Source organism: Neisseria flavescens (assembly GCF_005221285.1).
Lineage (GTDB): Bacteria > Pseudomonadota > Gammaproteobacteria > Burkholderiales > Neisseriaceae > Neisseria > Neisseria flavescens.
In genome coordinates this window covers 374,410-389,963 of the sequence record NZ_CP039886.1, presented here as the reverse complement: position 1 = coordinate 389,963, position 15,554 = coordinate 374,410, and the positions used below count along the sequence as shown (strand labels likewise).

Below are 15,554 nucleotides of genomic sequence, written 5' to 3'. Positions count from 1 at the left end.
AGGCTGTAAGTTCCATTAATATTACGGCTTCAAGAGTGGAAGCGTGGCAGAGCGGTTTAATGCAACGGTCTTGAAAACCGTCGAGGGTTGATAGCCCTCCGTGAGTTCGAATCTCACCGCTTCCGCCATTCTTGATATTTTTTTATCTAGTAAAAATGAAATGCGAGACTTGATGATTCAAGTCTTTTTTATTTTCAAATCCAAAGAATACCCAAGGGCCGTCTGAACTGAACTGGTCCCCAAATCTTGGACACTCATAAAAGCCTATTCAGGCACTCTGTGTAAGCCGGGTTCTGTATGCGACAGGACTCAGCTTTTTCAATTTCAAACTGCAACGCTCGCGGTTGTAGTAATCCATATAGTCATCTATCTGTTTCATCAATTCATCCACCGTCAATTCTCCTGCACGGTAGAAACACTCCGTCTTCAGCACCGCAAAGAAGTTTTCCATCGGTGCATTGTCCCAACAATTCGCCTTTCGCGACATGCTTTGAACCATGGAATACTCCGCAAGCAATTCCCTATACCCCGCCGTACGGTACAGCACACCTTGGTCCGAATGAAGCATCGTTCCTTTATCAGTCAGCCGGGGTGCCGCTTTTTCGAGCATTTCCTTCACCATTTCACTGTCGGCTCTGCGGCTCATGGCGTAGGCGACGATCTCGCGGTTGAACAGGTCCAATATCGGCGAGAGGTACAGTTTGCTGTCCTTTCCTTTGAGTTCGGTTACGTCGGTCAGCCATTTTTCGTTGGGCTTTCGGGCTGTGAACCGGCGTTTGAGGAGGTGTTCCGATATTTCGCCCATGGCGGGATGGCGGTAGGCTTTTTTTGCCCGTATAAGGGCTTTCAGTCCTAGCTGCCTCATCAACCGCGCCACTTTTTTGCGGTTCCAATCCAATGCTGCGGCAATGCGCCTTTGCCCGTAGCGTCCTTTATGCCGCCGGTAGGTTTCGACGAGGAGGGCTTTGTCGGCTTCATCGGGGTCGGGTCGGTCTTGGTGGTGGTAGTAAAAGCTGCTTTGGGGCAGGTTTGCGATGTGCAGCAGGTATTTGAGCGGGTGTTGCGCCCTCAGTGTTTGGACGGTTTGGCTTTGTCCTTTTCGGTCTGTTTTTTGCTGAGGGCTTTTAACTCCTTTAGGTAGGCAACCTTTGCGCGCATATAGCACAACTCTTCGATAAGCTCTGCCTGTGTTTTTTCGTGGTCGGGTTTGTCGGCGATGAAGGGGTTTTTGCGGTGTTGGGGCATGGTTTTGGATTGGGGATGTTCGAGTGCGCCGATACCGCCTTCTTGATAGGCGCGTATCCATCGTCGCAGGTGGGTTCGGGAGATGCTGTAGTGGTCTGCGGTACGCTGTTGGCTGCGTATGTGCAGGTAGTGGAGTACGGCTTGGTATTTGAAGTGTAATGTATATTTGCTCATAAAAAAACTGCACCTTGTGAGTTGGAGGGGGGATGTCCAACTTTTGGGGTGCAGTTCAGTGTTTTCAGACAGCCTTTTCCTTTTCTACAAATCAAATGCGGCGTTAATCAAACGTTTGGTGTAATCGTTTTGCGGATGGTGGAAAATCTGATCCGCGCTGCCGTACTCAACCATTTCACCCTGCTTCATCACAATCACATTATCGCTGACGGCGCGCACGACAGACAAATCATGACTGATGAACATATAAGTCAGGCCGTATTTCTTCTGCAAGTCGCGCAAAAGTTCGACCACTTTGGATTGTACGGAACGGTCAAGCGCAGAGGTCGGCTCGTCCAAAAGGATGAATTTCGGGCGCAGGATAACGGCGCGTGCAATCGCGATACGCTGACGCTGGCCGCCGGAAAATTCATGCGGATAACGGTTGAGCGCGTCAAGTGGCAAGGATACTTCCTTCATGACTTCCAAAACGCGCTGGATACGTTCTTTTTTGGTCATTTCAGGATGATGAACTGTCAAACCTTCGCCAATAATTTCGCCAACGGTCAAACGCGGAGAAAGCGAACCGAACGGATCTTGGAACACAATTTGCCGTTGCGATTTCAGACGGCGTGCTTCTTCAGCGGTATAGTTTTTCAGGTCTTTGCCTTCAAAGGAGATATGGCCGGTATAAGGCAGCATCTGCATGACAGCTTTGCCCAACGTGGACTTGCCGGAGCCGGACTCGCCGACGACGCCCAATGTTTCGCCTTCTTTAATTTTGAGGCTGATGCCTTTGACGGCGTCAAAAGTTTTGAGCGGTTTGCCGAAAAAGTTTTGCTTCAATACGAAAGAAACATTGACATTATCGGCATCGATTAACACACCGGCGTTGTTTTCTTCCGGCTCTTTCATGCCTTTGGGAATGGCATTGATGAGTTCAGCGGTATATTCGTGTTTCGGATGGGCAAATACTTCTTTGATTTTGCCGCGCTCGACAATTTCACCGTTGCGCATGACGCAGACGGTTTTGGAATAGTGTTCTGCCAAACCCAAATCGTGGGTAATGAAGATAATCGCCATGCCCATTTGCTGTTGCAAATCATGGAGCAAATCGAGAATCTCGGCTTGAATGGTTACATCCAAAGCCGTGGTCGGTTCGTCGGCAATCAGCAGGTCAGGTTCATTAATAAGCGCCATGGCAATCATAATGCGTTGCAGCTGACCGCCGGAAAACTCATGCGGATACTGCTTCATGCGGCGTTCGGCTTCTTTAATACCCACACGCTCCAGCAATGCCAATGCCTTCTGCCCTGCTTCTTTTTTGCCGAGCTTTTTATTATGCACACGCGCCGCTTCAATCAGTTGCGCACCGATACGCATAAACGGATTGAGCGAGGTCATCGGCTCTTGGAAAATCACGCTGATGCGGTTACCGCGCAAATCACGCAGGGTTTTCTCATCGGCATCCAAAATGGAAATGCCGTCAAAAGTAATGCGCGAATCTTTGCTGTATCGGGCAAATTTCTCAGGCAGCAGGCGCATAACGGACATGGAGGTTACAGACTTGCCCGAGCCGGATTCGCCGACCAAAGCCAATGTTTCGCCCTCTGCCACTTTAAAGCTGACATTACGCACGGCGTGCACGTTTTTTTCATGCAATTCGAAATTGATGTCCAGATTTTCTACAACCAGTAACTGTTTTGTCATTTTGATTATCCTTTTGGTTACGGTTTAGCGGTCTTTCGGGTCGAGCGCATCGCGCAGGCCGTCGCCGATAAAGTTGAAACAGAACAAAGTGGTTACCAAGAAGAAACTCGGCACGAGCAGCTGCCATGGCGCGGCTTCCATCGAAATCGCACCTTCTTGCAGCATCGAACCCCAACTGGTCATCGGCTCTTGCACGCCCAAGCCCAAGAAGCTCAAAAAGGATTCAAACATAATCATGCCCGGCACCAGCAAAGAGGCATACACCATCACCACACCCAAAACATTCGGAATAATGTGGCGCGTCACGATTTTACGTTTTGCCACGCCGCTCACACGCGCCGCTTCGACAAACTCTTTATGCTTCAAGCTCAAGGTTTGACCGCGCACGATACGCGCCACGTCCAGCCAAGACACCAAACCTACGGCGGCAAAAATCAAAAGCAGATTGCGGCCAAAGAACGTGGTCAGCAGAATCACGAAAAACATAAACGGAAACGCGTTCAAAATTTCCAAAAAGCGCATCATCAGCGAATCGAGCTTGCCGCCGATAAAGCCGGCAATCGCGCCATAAAGCGTACCGATGACAACGGCCACCAATGCGCCGGCCACACCGACCAGCAAAGAAATACGTCCGCCGGTTGCCGCACGCGACAACAAATCGCGGCCGAGCAAATCCGTACCCAAATAGTGATGGGTAGAAAAGGACGGCGGAATCTGCATATTGTCCCAGTCGGTGAAGTCGTAGGTATAGCGGACAATCCATGGCGCCACAATCACAAAAATGCTGATCAGCAACAGGATGATAATGCTGTACACCGCCGCTTTGTTCTGTTTAAAACGCCGCCATGCGTCGCTCCACAGGCTTTTGCCGTGCACTTGGGCGTATTCTGCTGCCTCTGCGAAGGCCTGAGTCTGCTTCTTTTTGAATAACATAATGTTCTCTCTCGCTTTTTTATTCTTTCTTCAGGCCGTCTGAACGTTTCAGACGGCCTTTGCGCAAATGGGATTAATAACGGATTTTCGGGTCAATAATGGCATACAGAATATCGAGGATGGCGTTGAACAAAATGGTCATAATGCCCACCAAAATCGTCAAACCCAAAATCATGCCGTAGTCACGGTTGAGCGCGCCGTTGACAAACAATTGTCCGACGCCGGGAATACCGAACACGTTTTCAATCACAATGGAGCCGGTAATGATGCCAACGAATGCCGGGCCTAAGAAAGAAACAATCGGCAACATGGCGGGACGCAGCGCATGGCGCAGAATGATGCGGCTCATGGGCAGGCCTTTGGCGCGTGCCGTGCGGATAAAGGGGCTGTTCAATACTTCAATCATCGCGCCGCGTGTAATCCGCGCGATACTGGATACATAACCGATGGACAAAGTAACGACGGGCAAAATTAAGTTCATCAGTGCGCCATCGTTCCAACCGCCCGCTGGCAGCCATTGCAGCCTGACGGCAAACACCAGCACCAATACCGGCGCCATCACAAAACTGGGAACGACAATGCCGGTCATCGCTCCGCTCATCAGCGAATAATCCAGCCAGCTGTTTTGTTTTAAGGCGGCAATGATGCCGATAAACATGCCGAAGATGGCGGCGATTAAAAAGGCGTAGAAGCCAAGTTCTGCCGATACCGGCAAAGATTGGGCAAGCAACTCATTAACGCTGAAATCTTTATATTTGAACGACGGTCCTAAATCCCCCTGCGCCAACTGCTTGAGGTAGTGGAAATATTGGAGGTACATCGGATCATTGAGGTGATATTTCGCTTCGATGTTGGCCATGACCGCAGGCGGCAAATTGCGCTCGCCTGTGAACGGGCTGCCCGGTGCGAGCCGCATCAGGAAAAACGATACGGTAATCAACACCAGCATGGTCGGGATGGAAGCACATATCCGTTTGATGATGAATTTCAACATAATCAGGCTGTCCTGTCTGAACATACCGGACTCATGAAAACAAAGCTGACCTGAAGCGGAAATCGGATGAATGGCAGCAGGCGTCTGTAACGTCGCCGCGCCGGTTTCTCTCTCTATTCCGACCGGGTTATTGTTTTTATTCGGAGTCGGGTAAGGTTTTTTTAGTTTTTAGATAATTGTTGTTATAAGGCCGTCTGAAACTTTGTATCCGCCGTTTCAGACGGCCTTTCACGTTAACGCGCCAAAGGTTCGGTGCGTTCAATCAGCCATGCTTTGGCCGCGCCTTCTGTCAAAGGCTCAAGACGGCGGCGCACTTCGGCGTGATATTGGTTCAGCCATTCGATTTCGCTGCCGGTCATCAGTTTGGTATCGATCAGGCGCGTATCGATTGGGCAGAGGGTAACAGTTTCAAAATACAGGAATTTGCCGAACTCGGTTTCCTCAGGATTTTCAACCGGACGGTTGATTACCAAACTTTCGATACGGATACCCCATTTACCCGGACGGTAAAGACCCGGCTCGTTGGAAGTCAGCATGCCTGACTTCATCGCGTGATGCGGTTGCGGCACGGCGGCAACGGCAATGCTTTGCGGACCTTCATGCACATTGAGGAAATAGCCCACGCCATGACCTGTACCGTGACCGTAATCGCATTGCGCCTGCCAGAGCAATTTGCGGCAGATGGCATCAATCATCGGGCCTTTGATGTTTTCAGGGAAAATAGTTTCCGCCAGAGAAATATGCGCTTTCAACACCAAAGTGTAATCGCGCTTCATGGCCGCACTCGGATTGCCGACAGGCACCACGCGCGTGATGTCGGTCGTACCGCCCCAGTATTGGCCGCCGGAGTCAATCAGCAGCATACCGTCGCCTTTGATTTTGCTGTTGTTTTCCGGTGTCGCGCTGTAATGAGGCAAGGCGGCATTGGCATTGTAGCCGGCGATGGTGTCGAAACTTGGCGAAATAAAGCCGGGACGTTGGCTGCGGTGTTTGTAGAGCATGCCGTCGATGTCCAGTTCGCTCAATTCGCCGCCGTCTGCCAAAATTTGTTCAAACTCGGCAAAGAAGCCGCACAATGCCGCGCCGTCTTCCGCCATGGTATTGCGGATATGGGCGATGTCGGCATCGGATTTGACTGATTTGAAGAATGTGCTTGGGTGGATGGCTTCAATCAAACGAACGTCTTCAGGCAGGCGGCGCAAAGTACCGACAGCAGTTTTGTTCGGATCAATCAGCAATGCGCCCTTAACGCCTGCCAAATAGTCCGCTGCTTGCGCATAAGGCAACACTTCAAAACCTGCCGCTTTCAAAGCTTCGGCAGATTCGGCTTTCAGACGGCCTGCATCGGTAAACAATACGGCTTTGTCTTGACTGATAAACAAATGGGACAAGAACACGGGGTTGAACGGCACATCATCGCCACGCAGATTGGTAATCCAAGCGATGTCGTCCAAAGAAGAAACCAAATGTGCATCTGCGCCCTGCTCTTTCATGGCCGCACGGATACGGGCCAGTTTTTCGGCCGCCGTTTCGGAAACATAGTCGGGGTGATGAACGTAGATTTCCGGAGTCGGCAATGCAGGACGGTCGTCCCACACTTCGTCCAACAAGATTTCAGGATATTCGAGGCGGATATTTTTGGCGGCAAGTGCCTGTTTCAAACCGCGCTCGCCGCTGAGTGCAAACATATCGGCAGGTGCGCCGACGACTGCACCCTCGGGCAGATTGTGTGCCAACCATTCGGTATAAGGCGCATCAACGCCCATTTTTTGCAGCTCAATGCCGTTTGGCGCAAGCTGTTGGCCGGCCTGTTCCCAATAGCGGCTGTCCGTCCACACGCCTGCTTTATCGGCGGTTACCACCAAAGTACCGGCCGAACCGGTAAAGCCGGAAAAATCGCGGCGTGCCTGCCAATGCTCGGGCAGGTATTCGGAAAGGTGCGGATCGGCGGAAGGAATGACAAACGCGTCCACGCCATGTTTTTTCATGGCTTCGCGTAAAGCGGACAAACGTTGTTGTACAGATTTCATGTGTTATGTCTCCTGTTGTTTCAGACGGACTCTGTCATCAAGGCCGTCTGAAAACTTGTACTGTCTATAATCAATCTATTTTTTCGGTGCGAACGACCAGCTCTTGACTGTATAGTTCCGCAAAGGATCTTTGTCGGAATAGCCGATAATATCGGGTTTGACCATACGCACTTCAACCTGATGATACAGCGGAATCAGTGCGGCGTCTTCTTGAAGCTGCTTCTCCGCATCGGCATAAAGCCGGCTGCGTGCTTCCTTGCTGACACCATCTTTCAGCGTATTGTTCATAAATGTATCAAACGCCGCGCTTTTGTAGCGGAATGTATTGTTTGAGTTGTTGGATTTCAAGATATTGAGCATACCCGCCGGATCGTTGAAATCGGAACACCAGCCGCTGAACGAAACCTTGAAATTGCCTTGCGCACGCGTATCCAAATAAGTTTTCCATTCCTCGTTGGACAAAGTCGGACGGATAAACGGAATGGCGGCTTTCCACACCGACTGCACGGCAGTAATTTGTTTTTTAGACGCTTCGCTGGTGCTGTACAAAATATCAAACTCAAGCGGATGGTCATCGTTGTAGCCTGCTTCGTTCAAGAGTTTACGCGCAGTTTCGATGCGTTTTTCAGGCGTCCACTCTTTCCACTCCGGGTAAACAGGAATCACACCCTGCATTTGCGGCGGCGTCAATTGGAACGCAGGCGTGTCGCCACGGCCGCCTACTTTGACAACGATGTCGCGGCGCGTCAGCATATTGAGCGCCTTGCGGACGCGCGGATCGTTAAACGGCGCCGCTTCGTGGTTCGGCTCCAAATACCAGCTGCATAAAGAAGTTGTACGTTTCACTTGTCCCGGAAACTCAATATCCGCCACTTTGACCTGATCGCTGGGAATACCGTAAGTCACATCAATTTCATTGGCGCGATAACGGTTGTACTCGCCGCTGCCTGACAAGAAAACCGCCTTCGGAATGGCCACTTTGTCTTTATCGTAATAGTTGGGATTGCGTTCCATATTGATGTGGCTGTTGACTTTCCAATCCGTTAACAGATAGGCACCACTGGAAACATAATGACCGGGCTGCGTCCACTTATTGCCATATTTTTCGACAGTGGCGCGGTGAACCGGAAAAGTGAATTGCTGAATCAGCATATCGGGGAAATAAGGCACGGGCGCAATCAGCGTAAATTGCAGGGTCTTCGCGTCCAACGCCTTGACGCCCAATGTCTCAGGCTTGGCTTTGCCGTTTAATATATCTTCCGCATTTTCCACTTGGGCATCGACCAAATAGCTGCCGAAAGGTGCGCCGGTGGCCGGATCGGCAAGACGGCGGAAGCTGTACACGAAATCTTCGGCAGTAATCGGATCGCCATTGCTCCATTTGGCATCACGCAGATGGAAGGTCCAAATACGCTCGCCCTCGCTCTCCCATTTTTCCGCCAAAGCAGGAATGGTTTTGCCTTCGGCATCCGTACCGACCAAACCATCCATCAACTGACGGATAATCGCACCGGCCGCCATATCGCCGCTCATCTGAGGATCCAGCGTACCCGGCTCGACGCCGTTGCTGACCACCACGCGCTCATAATCGGTACGTTTAAACTCAGGAGCAGGCTTGACATCGCGGCTGCACGCCGACAACGCGAATACGGCAGCCAATGATGCAGCCAACAGCGGATAGGTTTTTCCGGCCATATTTCATTCCTTCTTTTAGATATTCTTCTTTTTCAGACGGCCTGATTATCAAACTACACTCAACTACATTTATTTAGAATTTTTTCAATGCAGTTAAATCATCTATTTCAAACCATAAAAATAGCGTTATAAACCACATATTCCATCAGAATAACAGTGAGCCGTCCAAGATTGTTGGCAAATTAACACAAAAATACGTAATTGAAAACTATTTTTCAATTTATCCTACGATAAGTTACAAATGTATTGATTTTTTATAATTTGTCAAATAAGATTATCCGAATTCCCCGTCCCCCAATTAAGAAAAAGACATAAAAGGAGAACAAAATGAACAAGTTATCTTGTTTTGTTGCCATTACCCTCATCGGCTCTTCCATGAGCATCGCCCACGCCGAACCTAAAATGAACGGTACCATCTACTTCATGACCGAGGTCGAGCACAACAATAAAACCGGTGTCACCAATACAACCATTTCCGATAAGAGTTCCAGTCTTTATCTCTCCGATGAAGTAGCACTCAACAACGACTTATGGCTGAAATGGCAACTTGGCTCCTTTATTTACTTCGATTCAGACAACTGGAACGGCTGGGGCACTGCCGACTCATACGTCGCACTCAACAGCTACAAAAATCTTGGCACCGTCAAAATGGGCTACATCAGTACACCAATGAACAGCATTTATCTGAACCCGTTCGACACCAACAGCTCGATTTTGAAATTCAGCAAAATTTCCCGCTTCGGCCAACGTCGCGTTTCCATGGCTTATGAGTCTCCTTGGAAAAACGGTTTCCAATTCAAATTCAACGTTTCCCCAGGTTCCAATGTTCCGCGTAGCAACAACGACTGGAAGCCGGATAAAAAACGTGACGGCGACTGGGTCTTCGGCTGGGGGGTAGACTACTACCACCCAAACAACGGCTTTAACGCGCACTACGCTGCCGAATACGCGTCCAACAACTCTCCGACCGAAACCAAAGACTTCCAAGCCCATGCATTCATGGCCGGATACAGCAAAGACAAAATCTCCGTCGATGCCGCGTTCCAATACGCCAAAAATACTTGCGACGGCTTCAGCTGCTGGGGCGTATGGAAAGATGAGAAAGGCAACGTAGCCGGTTCTTACGACACAGAAATCAACAACACCAAAGAATTTATGGTGTCCGGCTCATACAAAGTAGGCAATTTCAAACCTAAAATCGGCTTCGCCTACGGTAAAAGCTCTATCGGCGAGGACTACAAACACGTCGCCGTCAGCACCGATTACAGCTTCTCCAAACAGACGAGCGCCACACTCGGCGCCGGCTGGTTGAAAGAAAACGTCAATCCGAAATACGAGGGAGATTTGCCGAAAAAATCTTCTTACGCAGTGGGCATGGTATTCAAACACCGCTATTAATGCCTGACAGATTAAAGGCCGTCTGAAACAATTGTTCAGACGGCCTTTTCTACATCCTATAATTAAACTTGCAGCCCACCTTAAAAATCATTACATTGCCCACACTCAAGCAACAAAAACGTCATCATGAACGCCCACCGCACCCTCATCATCTCCGTTTTTATCGTCGCCAGCTGCGGCCTCGCTTACGAGCTCATCATTGCCGCGCTCGCAAGCTATCTTTTGGGCGACAGTATTTTGCAGTTTTCCTCCGTCATCGGGCTTTATCTGTTTTCAATGGGTATCGGTGCCCACCTGACCCAATACATTAAAGATAAAGACGTGTTGCACCGCTTTATCGAAATCGAACTTCTGGTCGGCATCATCGGCGGCATTTCCGCGCTGGCATTATTTGTGGCCTTCGGTTTATCCGCCGCCCCGTTCCGCACCCTGCTCTACGCCTTCGTGCTGATTGTCGGCATGGTTGTCGGCATGGAAATTCCTTTGGTCATGCGCGTGTTAAACCAAAAAGGGGCGGAATTTAAAGAACTCGTTTCCAAAGTATTGACCTTCGACTATTTGGGCGCACTTGCCGTCTCGTTATTATTTCCACTCCTGCTCGCCCCCAAACTCGGCATGGCGCGTTCCGCCTTGTTGTTTGGCATTTTCAACGCTGCCGTCGCCTATCTGACCGCCCGTGTATTCAAATCCGAATTACCCCGCTACCATGCCATCCGTACGCGTGCGTTTATCGTATTGACCGCGCTCATTACGCTCTTCGCCTACGCCGACCGTATCTCTTTCAAAGCCGAACAAAGCTATTTCGGCGATCCCGTTGTCTATCAAAGCCATTCTCCCTACCAACGGCTGGTCGTGACACGCTGGAAAGACGACACCCGCCTCTATATCAACGGCAACCTGCAATTCTCCTCACGCGACGAAGCCCGCTACCATGAGGCACTCGTTCTGCCTGCCATGCAGATGGTTCCCGATGCCGAACGCGTCCTGATTCTCGGTGGCGGCGACGGATTGGCGGCACGCGAAGTCTTAAAATATCCGCAGGTCAAAAATGTTACTTTGGTCGATCTCGACCCCGACATGACTGCTACTTTTAGAACCTCCGCCACTTTGAGCGCACTCAACCAAGGCTCGCTGTCCCATCCCAAAATGCACGTCGTCAACGACGATGCCGCCAAATGGCTGGAAGGGTCGTCTGAAAAATTCGACGTTATCATCATCGACCTGCCCGACCCGTCCAATTTCTCGCTGGGCAAACTCTACTCCGTCCCCATGTACCGCCTCGTTGCCCGCCATCTTCAGCCGCAAGGCAAGATTGTTGTGCAATCGACTTCGCCTTATTTCGCCCCTAACGCCTATTGGTCGGTCGTTGCCACCCTCGAAGCGGCCAAGTTGAATACCGCGCCCTATCACGTTTACGTCCCTTCCTTTGGCGAATGGGGATTTGTGTTGGCAGGCTTCGACCAAAACTTCCCCATTCCGCAAAAATTCGACGTACCCACCCGCTATCTCAATGCCCAGACCGCCGCCGAAATGTTCCGTTTTCCACCCGATATGGCAAGGCGCAAGGTTGAAGCAAATTATTTGAACAACCAAATTCTCGTCAGTTATTTTGAAAGTGATTGGAACAATGTGATGCGATAGAATATCTAAAGGCCGTCTGAAACATCTGCCTTCTTTTTATCTCCGTTCAGACGGCCTCATCGCCCGTTTACCCTTTTTCACACAGCATTTGCTTGAAAAAATAAGGTTTATCTTTATCTAGATAGAACACAATCGACACTATCCGTTGAATGAAGGAACAAACACTTATGCAGTATTTTGGAATCGGTTTTTTGGTTTTAATCTTTTTGGAAATCATGTCCATCGTCTGGGTTGCCGACTGGCTTGGTGGCGGTTGGACGCTGTTTGTGATGGCTCTCAGCTTTATCAGCGGTATCTTTATGCTGCGCCATACCGGTATCTCCGGCTTATTGCTCGCAGGCGCAGCCGTCCGCAGCGGACAAAACATTTCCCTCTATCAGATGCTGTGGCCGATTCGCTATACTGCCGCCGCGGTTTTCCTACTCAGCCCCGGCTTTATTTCAACCGCCGTTGCCCTGCTCTTGCTGATTCCGTTTAAAGGCAATGCGGCTGTTTCTTCTACGCAGTCTTTCCAAAGCCGTCAGACTTACAGCTCCGCCAAAGATGATGAAGACATTATCGAAGGCGAATATACGGTTACGCGCACCGGCAAAGCCGACAAACCGCAAGACTATATCGAACACAAACCCGATTGACGGCTTCCTTCATAACAGGCCGTCTGAAATAGGAATACCTCAAAAGTGTTTCATATTTCAGACGGCCTTAGTCATTTCCGGGCTTTGAAAATGTAAATATCGGTTTGTAATTCGGTTATTCCGCATAAATCATTTAAAATAAGCAGTTATTTTGATTCTAAAAACGACACGGTATCCAATGAACGTTCAACGTCTTTTCCCCCTCTCCCTCAGCTTGATTACCGCCGCTGTTTTATCGGCGTGCGCCACCCAAAACACACCGACTGCTTCGAAAAGCGAAACCGTCGTTCAGCCTAAATCCACTTCTATTCCTTCACGCCGCGCCGACAGCGAATCCAAAGTCCTGTCCGATTACAGCCAATACCAAAGCGCCATCGATGCCGCCAAACGCGGCGACGATGCTTGGGTACAACAATTTTTATCCCAAGCCAGCGACAGCGCAATGGCTGAAAACGTCCGCAACGAATGGCTGAAAACCTTGGGCGCGCGCGGCCAATGGGATTTGTTCCGTCAAGAATTCAGCAAATTGAACGCCGCCGGCGTCGCACAAGAAGTGCAATGTTATGCCGATTTGAGCAGCGGCAATTACAGCAAAGCCGCCGAGCTGGTTCGCGTGACCGGCAAACTGCCTGCCGGTTGTACCCGCTTGGTTGAAAGCGCGGCAGCTTCAGGCCGTCTGAACACCAACGACGCATGGCGTCGCGTGCGCGGCTTGTTGAGCAACAGCCAAACCACAGATGCACGCAACCTCGCTGCCGCATTGGGCAGCCCCTTTGAAGGTGGTGCGCAAGGTGCGACCGAATACAGCCTGTTGAGCGTGATCGGCAAAGATGCACGCAAATCCGCTTCTGCCGCCGCTACCCTGTCCGACATGGAATCCGGCCTCAGCCGCGAACAACGCAGCTTTGCATGGGGCGTATTGGGCCACCACCATGCACAAAGCCAAAACATGCCGACTGCTTTGAGCTACTACGGCCGCGTTTCCGACCGCAAACAACTGACCGACGAACAATTGGAATGGCACGCACGCGCCGCTTTGCGCCTGCAACGTTGGGACGAACTGGCAAGCGTGATTCAGCATATGCCTGAAAAACTGCAAAAAGACCCGACATGGCAATATTGGCTGGGCCGTAGCTTTGCCGCACAAGGCAAAAGCGGCCAAGCCAAAGAAATGTACGAAAAAGCCGCCGCTTCCGGCCGCAATTTCTACGCCGTAATAGCAGGTGAAGAATTGGGCCGCCGCATCAATACACGCAACAACGTTTCTGATGCCGATGCCAAAGACGTCCGCCGCATGAGCGAAGACGGCGCCATCAAACGCGCATTGGTTCTGTTTAAAAACAGCCAAAGCAACAGCGATTCCAAAATGCGCCGTCAGGCACAGGCAGAATGGCGTTTTGCCACCCGCGACTTCAACGAAGACAACCTGCTGACTGCCGCACAAGTCGCTTTTGACAACCAGTTCTACGACATGGCAATCAACAGCGCAGACCGTACCGACCATAAGCTCAACTACAAACTGCGCTACCTCTCGCCATTTAAGGATATTACCGTCCGCTATGCCGCACAGGCAGGCGTTGACCCTGCATGGGTTTACGGTTTGATTCGCCAAGAAAGCCGCTTTGTCATGGGCGCGCAATCCAGCGTCGGCGCACAAGGCCTGATGCAGGTCATGCCTGCAACCGCCCGCGAAATCGCCGGCAAAATCGGCATGAGCAGCAGCGAACTCTACACCATGGACGGCAACATCCGCATGGGTACTTGGTACATGGCAGATGCCAAACGCCGTCTGCAAAATAACGAAGTGATGGCCACCGCAGGCTACAATGCCGGCCCTGGCCGCGCCCGCAAATGGCAGGCTTCTTCGCCTTTGGAAGGCGCAATTTATGCTGAGACTATCCCATTCACCGAAACCCGTGACTACGTCAAAAAAGTCATGACCAACGCGACTTATTACGCGTCATTGTTCAACGAACCGCAAACTTCGTTGAAACAACGTATGGGTACGGTTCCCGGCCGTTATTAATACCCGATAGGCCGTCTGAAAAGTGAGACAGAATCAAACGTTCAGACGGCCTGCAACCTTGACAGACTATCGGGTTTATAAGATAATCGCCCGATTGTTTCTGACCGCAAAGGTCACTTGCACGGCAAAAGCCGACTTGTTAGGAGGTGATGTTTACATCACGGCGCGTATCCCGCCCTGCCCTAGGCAAACCAGCGATACAACAACTCCCCCATTATGACAAACCGTCCTCTATTTCTTAAAACGGTTTGATTGAACAAAATTTAAAGGAAATAAAATGCCTGCTATTCGTGTTAAAGAGAATGAACCATTTGAAGTTGCCATGCGTCGTTTCAAACGTGCCGTAGAAAAAACCGGTCTGTTGACCGAACTGCGCGCCCGTGAAGCGTACGAAAAACCAACTACTGAGCGTAAACGCAAAAAAGCTGCTGCAGCTAAACGTCTGCAAAAACGTCTGCGCAGCCAACAACTGCCTCCTAAAATGTACTAATTACAGGCCTGCCCTGTGATAAACGACACACCGCAAGGGCAGCTTTGCGGTGTGTTTTGTTTTTCAGACGGCATCTTTTTATATAAAGTGAGAACATTATGAGCCTAAAAACACAATTAACCGAAGACATGAAAACCGCCATGCGTGCCAAAGACCAAGTATCTTTAAGCACCATCCGCCTGATTAATGCCGCCATCAAACAATTTGAAGTAGATGAGCGCACTGAAGCAGATGACGCAAAAGTCATCTCTATTCTGACCAAAATGGTGAAACAGCGCAAAGACAGCGCCAAAATCTACACCGAAGCCGGTCGTCAAGATTTGGCCGACAAAGAAAACGCGGAAATCGAAATCCTCAACCGCTACCTGCCGCAAATGATGTCCGCAGAAGAAATCAAGACTGTCGTTGAAGCAGTCATTGCAGAAACCGGTGCATCAGGCATGGCAGATATGGGTAAAGTCATGGGTGTATTGAAAACCCGTCTGGCCGGCAAAGCTGACATGGGTGAAGTCAATAAGGTTTTGAAAGCCGCATTGACTGCTTAATCATCAATAATCAAAAAGGCCGTCTGAAATATTATTTTCAGACGGCCTTTCTTATTGTG

Annotated in this window: 13 protein-coding genes and 1 tRNA gene; 7 read left to right on the top strand and 7 right to left on the bottom strand. The window is 50.3% G+C overall.

Annotation, left to right across the window (positions count from 1 at the left end; genetic code table 11):
- The first annotated feature begins 37 nt into the window (after positions 1-37).
- Positions 38-128 (top strand) — tRNA-Ser (locus FAH67_RS02085).
- A gap of 140 nt (positions 129-268) precedes the next feature.
- On the opposite strand, the gene FAH67_RS02080 is transcribed toward FAH67_RS02085, so the two are convergent.
- From FAH67_RS02080 to FAH67_RS02050, 7 genes are all read right to left on the bottom strand, one after another.
- On the bottom strand, positions 269-1,165 hold the full coding sequence (locus FAH67_RS02080) for an IS3 family transposase (protein WP_115287638.1): 897 nt from the start codon (positions 1,163-1,165) through the stop codon (positions 269-271).
- Positions 1,069-1,419, bottom strand: a complete 351-nt coding sequence (locus FAH67_RS02075) for a helix-turn-helix domain-containing protein (protein ID WP_039863907.1) — start codon at positions 1,417-1,419, stop codon at positions 1,069-1,071. Before FAH67_RS02075 ends, FAH67_RS02080 begins: the two co-directional genes overlap by 97 nt.
- A gap of 84 nt (positions 1,420-1,503) precedes the next feature.
- Positions 1,504-3,108, bottom strand: a complete 1,605-nt coding sequence (locus FAH67_RS02070) for an ABC transporter ATP-binding protein (RefSeq protein WP_003680913.1) — start codon at positions 3,106-3,108, stop codon at positions 1,504-1,506.
- Between the two features lie 24 nt (positions 3,109-3,132).
- Entirely contained in the window at positions 3,133-4,041 is a 909-nt protein-coding gene (gene oppC, locus FAH67_RS02065) for an oligopeptide ABC transporter permease OppC (protein ID WP_003680914.1), read from the bottom strand.
- A 73-nt stretch (positions 4,042-4,114) separates the two neighbouring features.
- Positions 4,115-5,035, bottom strand: coding sequence for an oligopeptide ABC transporter permease OppB (gene oppB / locus FAH67_RS02060; RefSeq protein WP_036472303.1), 921 nt, complete (start codon positions 5,033-5,035; stop codon positions 4,115-4,117).
- 233 nt (positions 5,036-5,268) lie between these two features.
- Positions 5,269-7,065, bottom strand: coding sequence for an aminopeptidase P family protein (locus FAH67_RS02055; protein WP_003680918.1), 1,797 nt, complete (start codon positions 7,063-7,065; stop codon positions 5,269-5,271).
- Positions 7,066-7,140: 75 nt separating this feature from the next.
- Positions 7,141-8,760 carry an ABC transporter substrate-binding protein gene (locus FAH67_RS02050; RefSeq protein ID WP_003680919.1) on the bottom strand — a complete coding sequence of 540 codons (1,620 nt, stop codon included), beginning with the start codon at positions 8,758-8,760 and terminating at the stop codon, positions 7,141-7,143.
- Between the two features lie 327 nt (positions 8,761-9,087).
- On the opposite strand from FAH67_RS02050, the gene FAH67_RS02045 reads away from it, so the two are divergent.
- The 6 genes from FAH67_RS02045 to FAH67_RS02020 all read left to right on the top strand — a co-directional run bounded on the left by FAH67_RS02045 (position 9,088) and on the right by FAH67_RS02020 (position 15,495).
- Entirely contained in the window at positions 9,088-10,158 is a 1,071-nt protein-coding gene (locus FAH67_RS02045; protein WP_039864094.1) for a porin, read from the top strand.
- A 126-nt stretch (positions 10,159-10,284) separates the two neighbouring features.
- Positions 10,285-11,799, top strand: a complete 1,515-nt coding sequence (locus tag FAH67_RS02040; RefSeq protein WP_003680923.1) for a polyamine aminopropyltransferase — start codon at positions 10,285-10,287, stop codon at positions 11,797-11,799.
- A 167-nt stretch (positions 11,800-11,966) separates the two neighbouring features.
- Positions 11,967-12,434: an FxsA family protein gene (locus FAH67_RS02035; RefSeq protein WP_039864096.1), complete on the top strand. Its 468-nt coding sequence runs from the start codon at positions 11,967-11,969 to the stop codon at positions 12,432-12,434.
- A gap of 178 nt (positions 12,435-12,612) precedes the next feature.
- On the top strand, positions 12,613-14,460 hold the full coding sequence (locus FAH67_RS02030) for a lytic transglycosylase domain-containing protein (RefSeq protein WP_003680925.1): 1,848 nt from the start codon (positions 12,613-12,615) through the stop codon (positions 14,458-14,460).
- A 277-nt stretch (positions 14,461-14,737) separates the two neighbouring features.
- A complete protein-coding gene (rpsU, locus tag FAH67_RS02025; RefSeq protein ID WP_003680926.1) occupies positions 14,738-14,950 on the top strand; it encodes a 30S ribosomal protein S21 in 213 nt (70 codons plus the stop codon).
- 98 nt (positions 14,951-15,048) lie between these two features.
- A complete protein-coding gene (locus FAH67_RS02020; RefSeq protein WP_003680927.1) occupies positions 15,049-15,495 on the top strand; it encodes a GatB/YqeY domain-containing protein in 447 nt (148 codons plus the stop codon).
- Positions 15,496-15,554: the final 59 nt, after the last annotated feature.

Coding starts and splice junctions, on each gene's coding strand:
- rpsU (WP_003680926.1), top strand. CDS start 14,738: ATGCCTGCTATTCGTGTTAAAGAGAATGAACCATTTGAAGTTGCCATG.
- FAH67_RS02035 (WP_039864096.1), top strand. CDS start 11,967: ATGCAGTATTTTGGAATCGGTTTTTTGGTTTTAATCTTTTTGGAAATC.
- FAH67_RS02070 (WP_003680913.1), bottom strand. CDS start 3,108: ATGACAAAACAGTTACTGGTTGTAGAAAATCTGGACATCAATTTCGAA.
- oppB (WP_036472303.1), bottom strand. CDS start 5,035: ATGTTGAAATTCATCATCAAACGGATATGTGCTTCCATCCCGACCATG.
- FAH67_RS02055 (WP_003680918.1), bottom strand. CDS start 7,065: ATGAAATCTGTACAACAACGTTTGTCCGCTTTACGCGAAGCCATGAAA.
- FAH67_RS02040 (WP_003680923.1), top strand. CDS start 10,285: ATGAACGCCCACCGCACCCTCATCATCTCCGTTTTTATCGTCGCCAGC.
- FAH67_RS02075 (WP_039863907.1), bottom strand. CDS start 1,419: ATGAGCAAATATACATTACACTTCAAATACCAAGCCGTACTCCACTAC.
- FAH67_RS02050 (WP_003680919.1), bottom strand. CDS start 8,760: ATGGCCGGAAAAACCTATCCGCTGTTGGCTGCATCATTGGCTGCCGTA.
- FAH67_RS02030 (WP_003680925.1), top strand. CDS start 12,613: ATGAACGTTCAACGTCTTTTCCCCCTCTCCCTCAGCTTGATTACCGCC.
- FAH67_RS02020 (WP_003680927.1), top strand. CDS start 15,049: ATGAGCCTAAAAACACAATTAACCGAAGACATGAAAACCGCCATGCGT.
- FAH67_RS02045 (WP_039864094.1), top strand. CDS start 9,088: ATGAACAAGTTATCTTGTTTTGTTGCCATTACCCTCATCGGCTCTTCC.
- oppC (WP_003680914.1), bottom strand. CDS start 4,041: ATGTTATTCAAAAAGAAGCAGACTCAGGCCTTCGCAGAGGCAGCAGAA.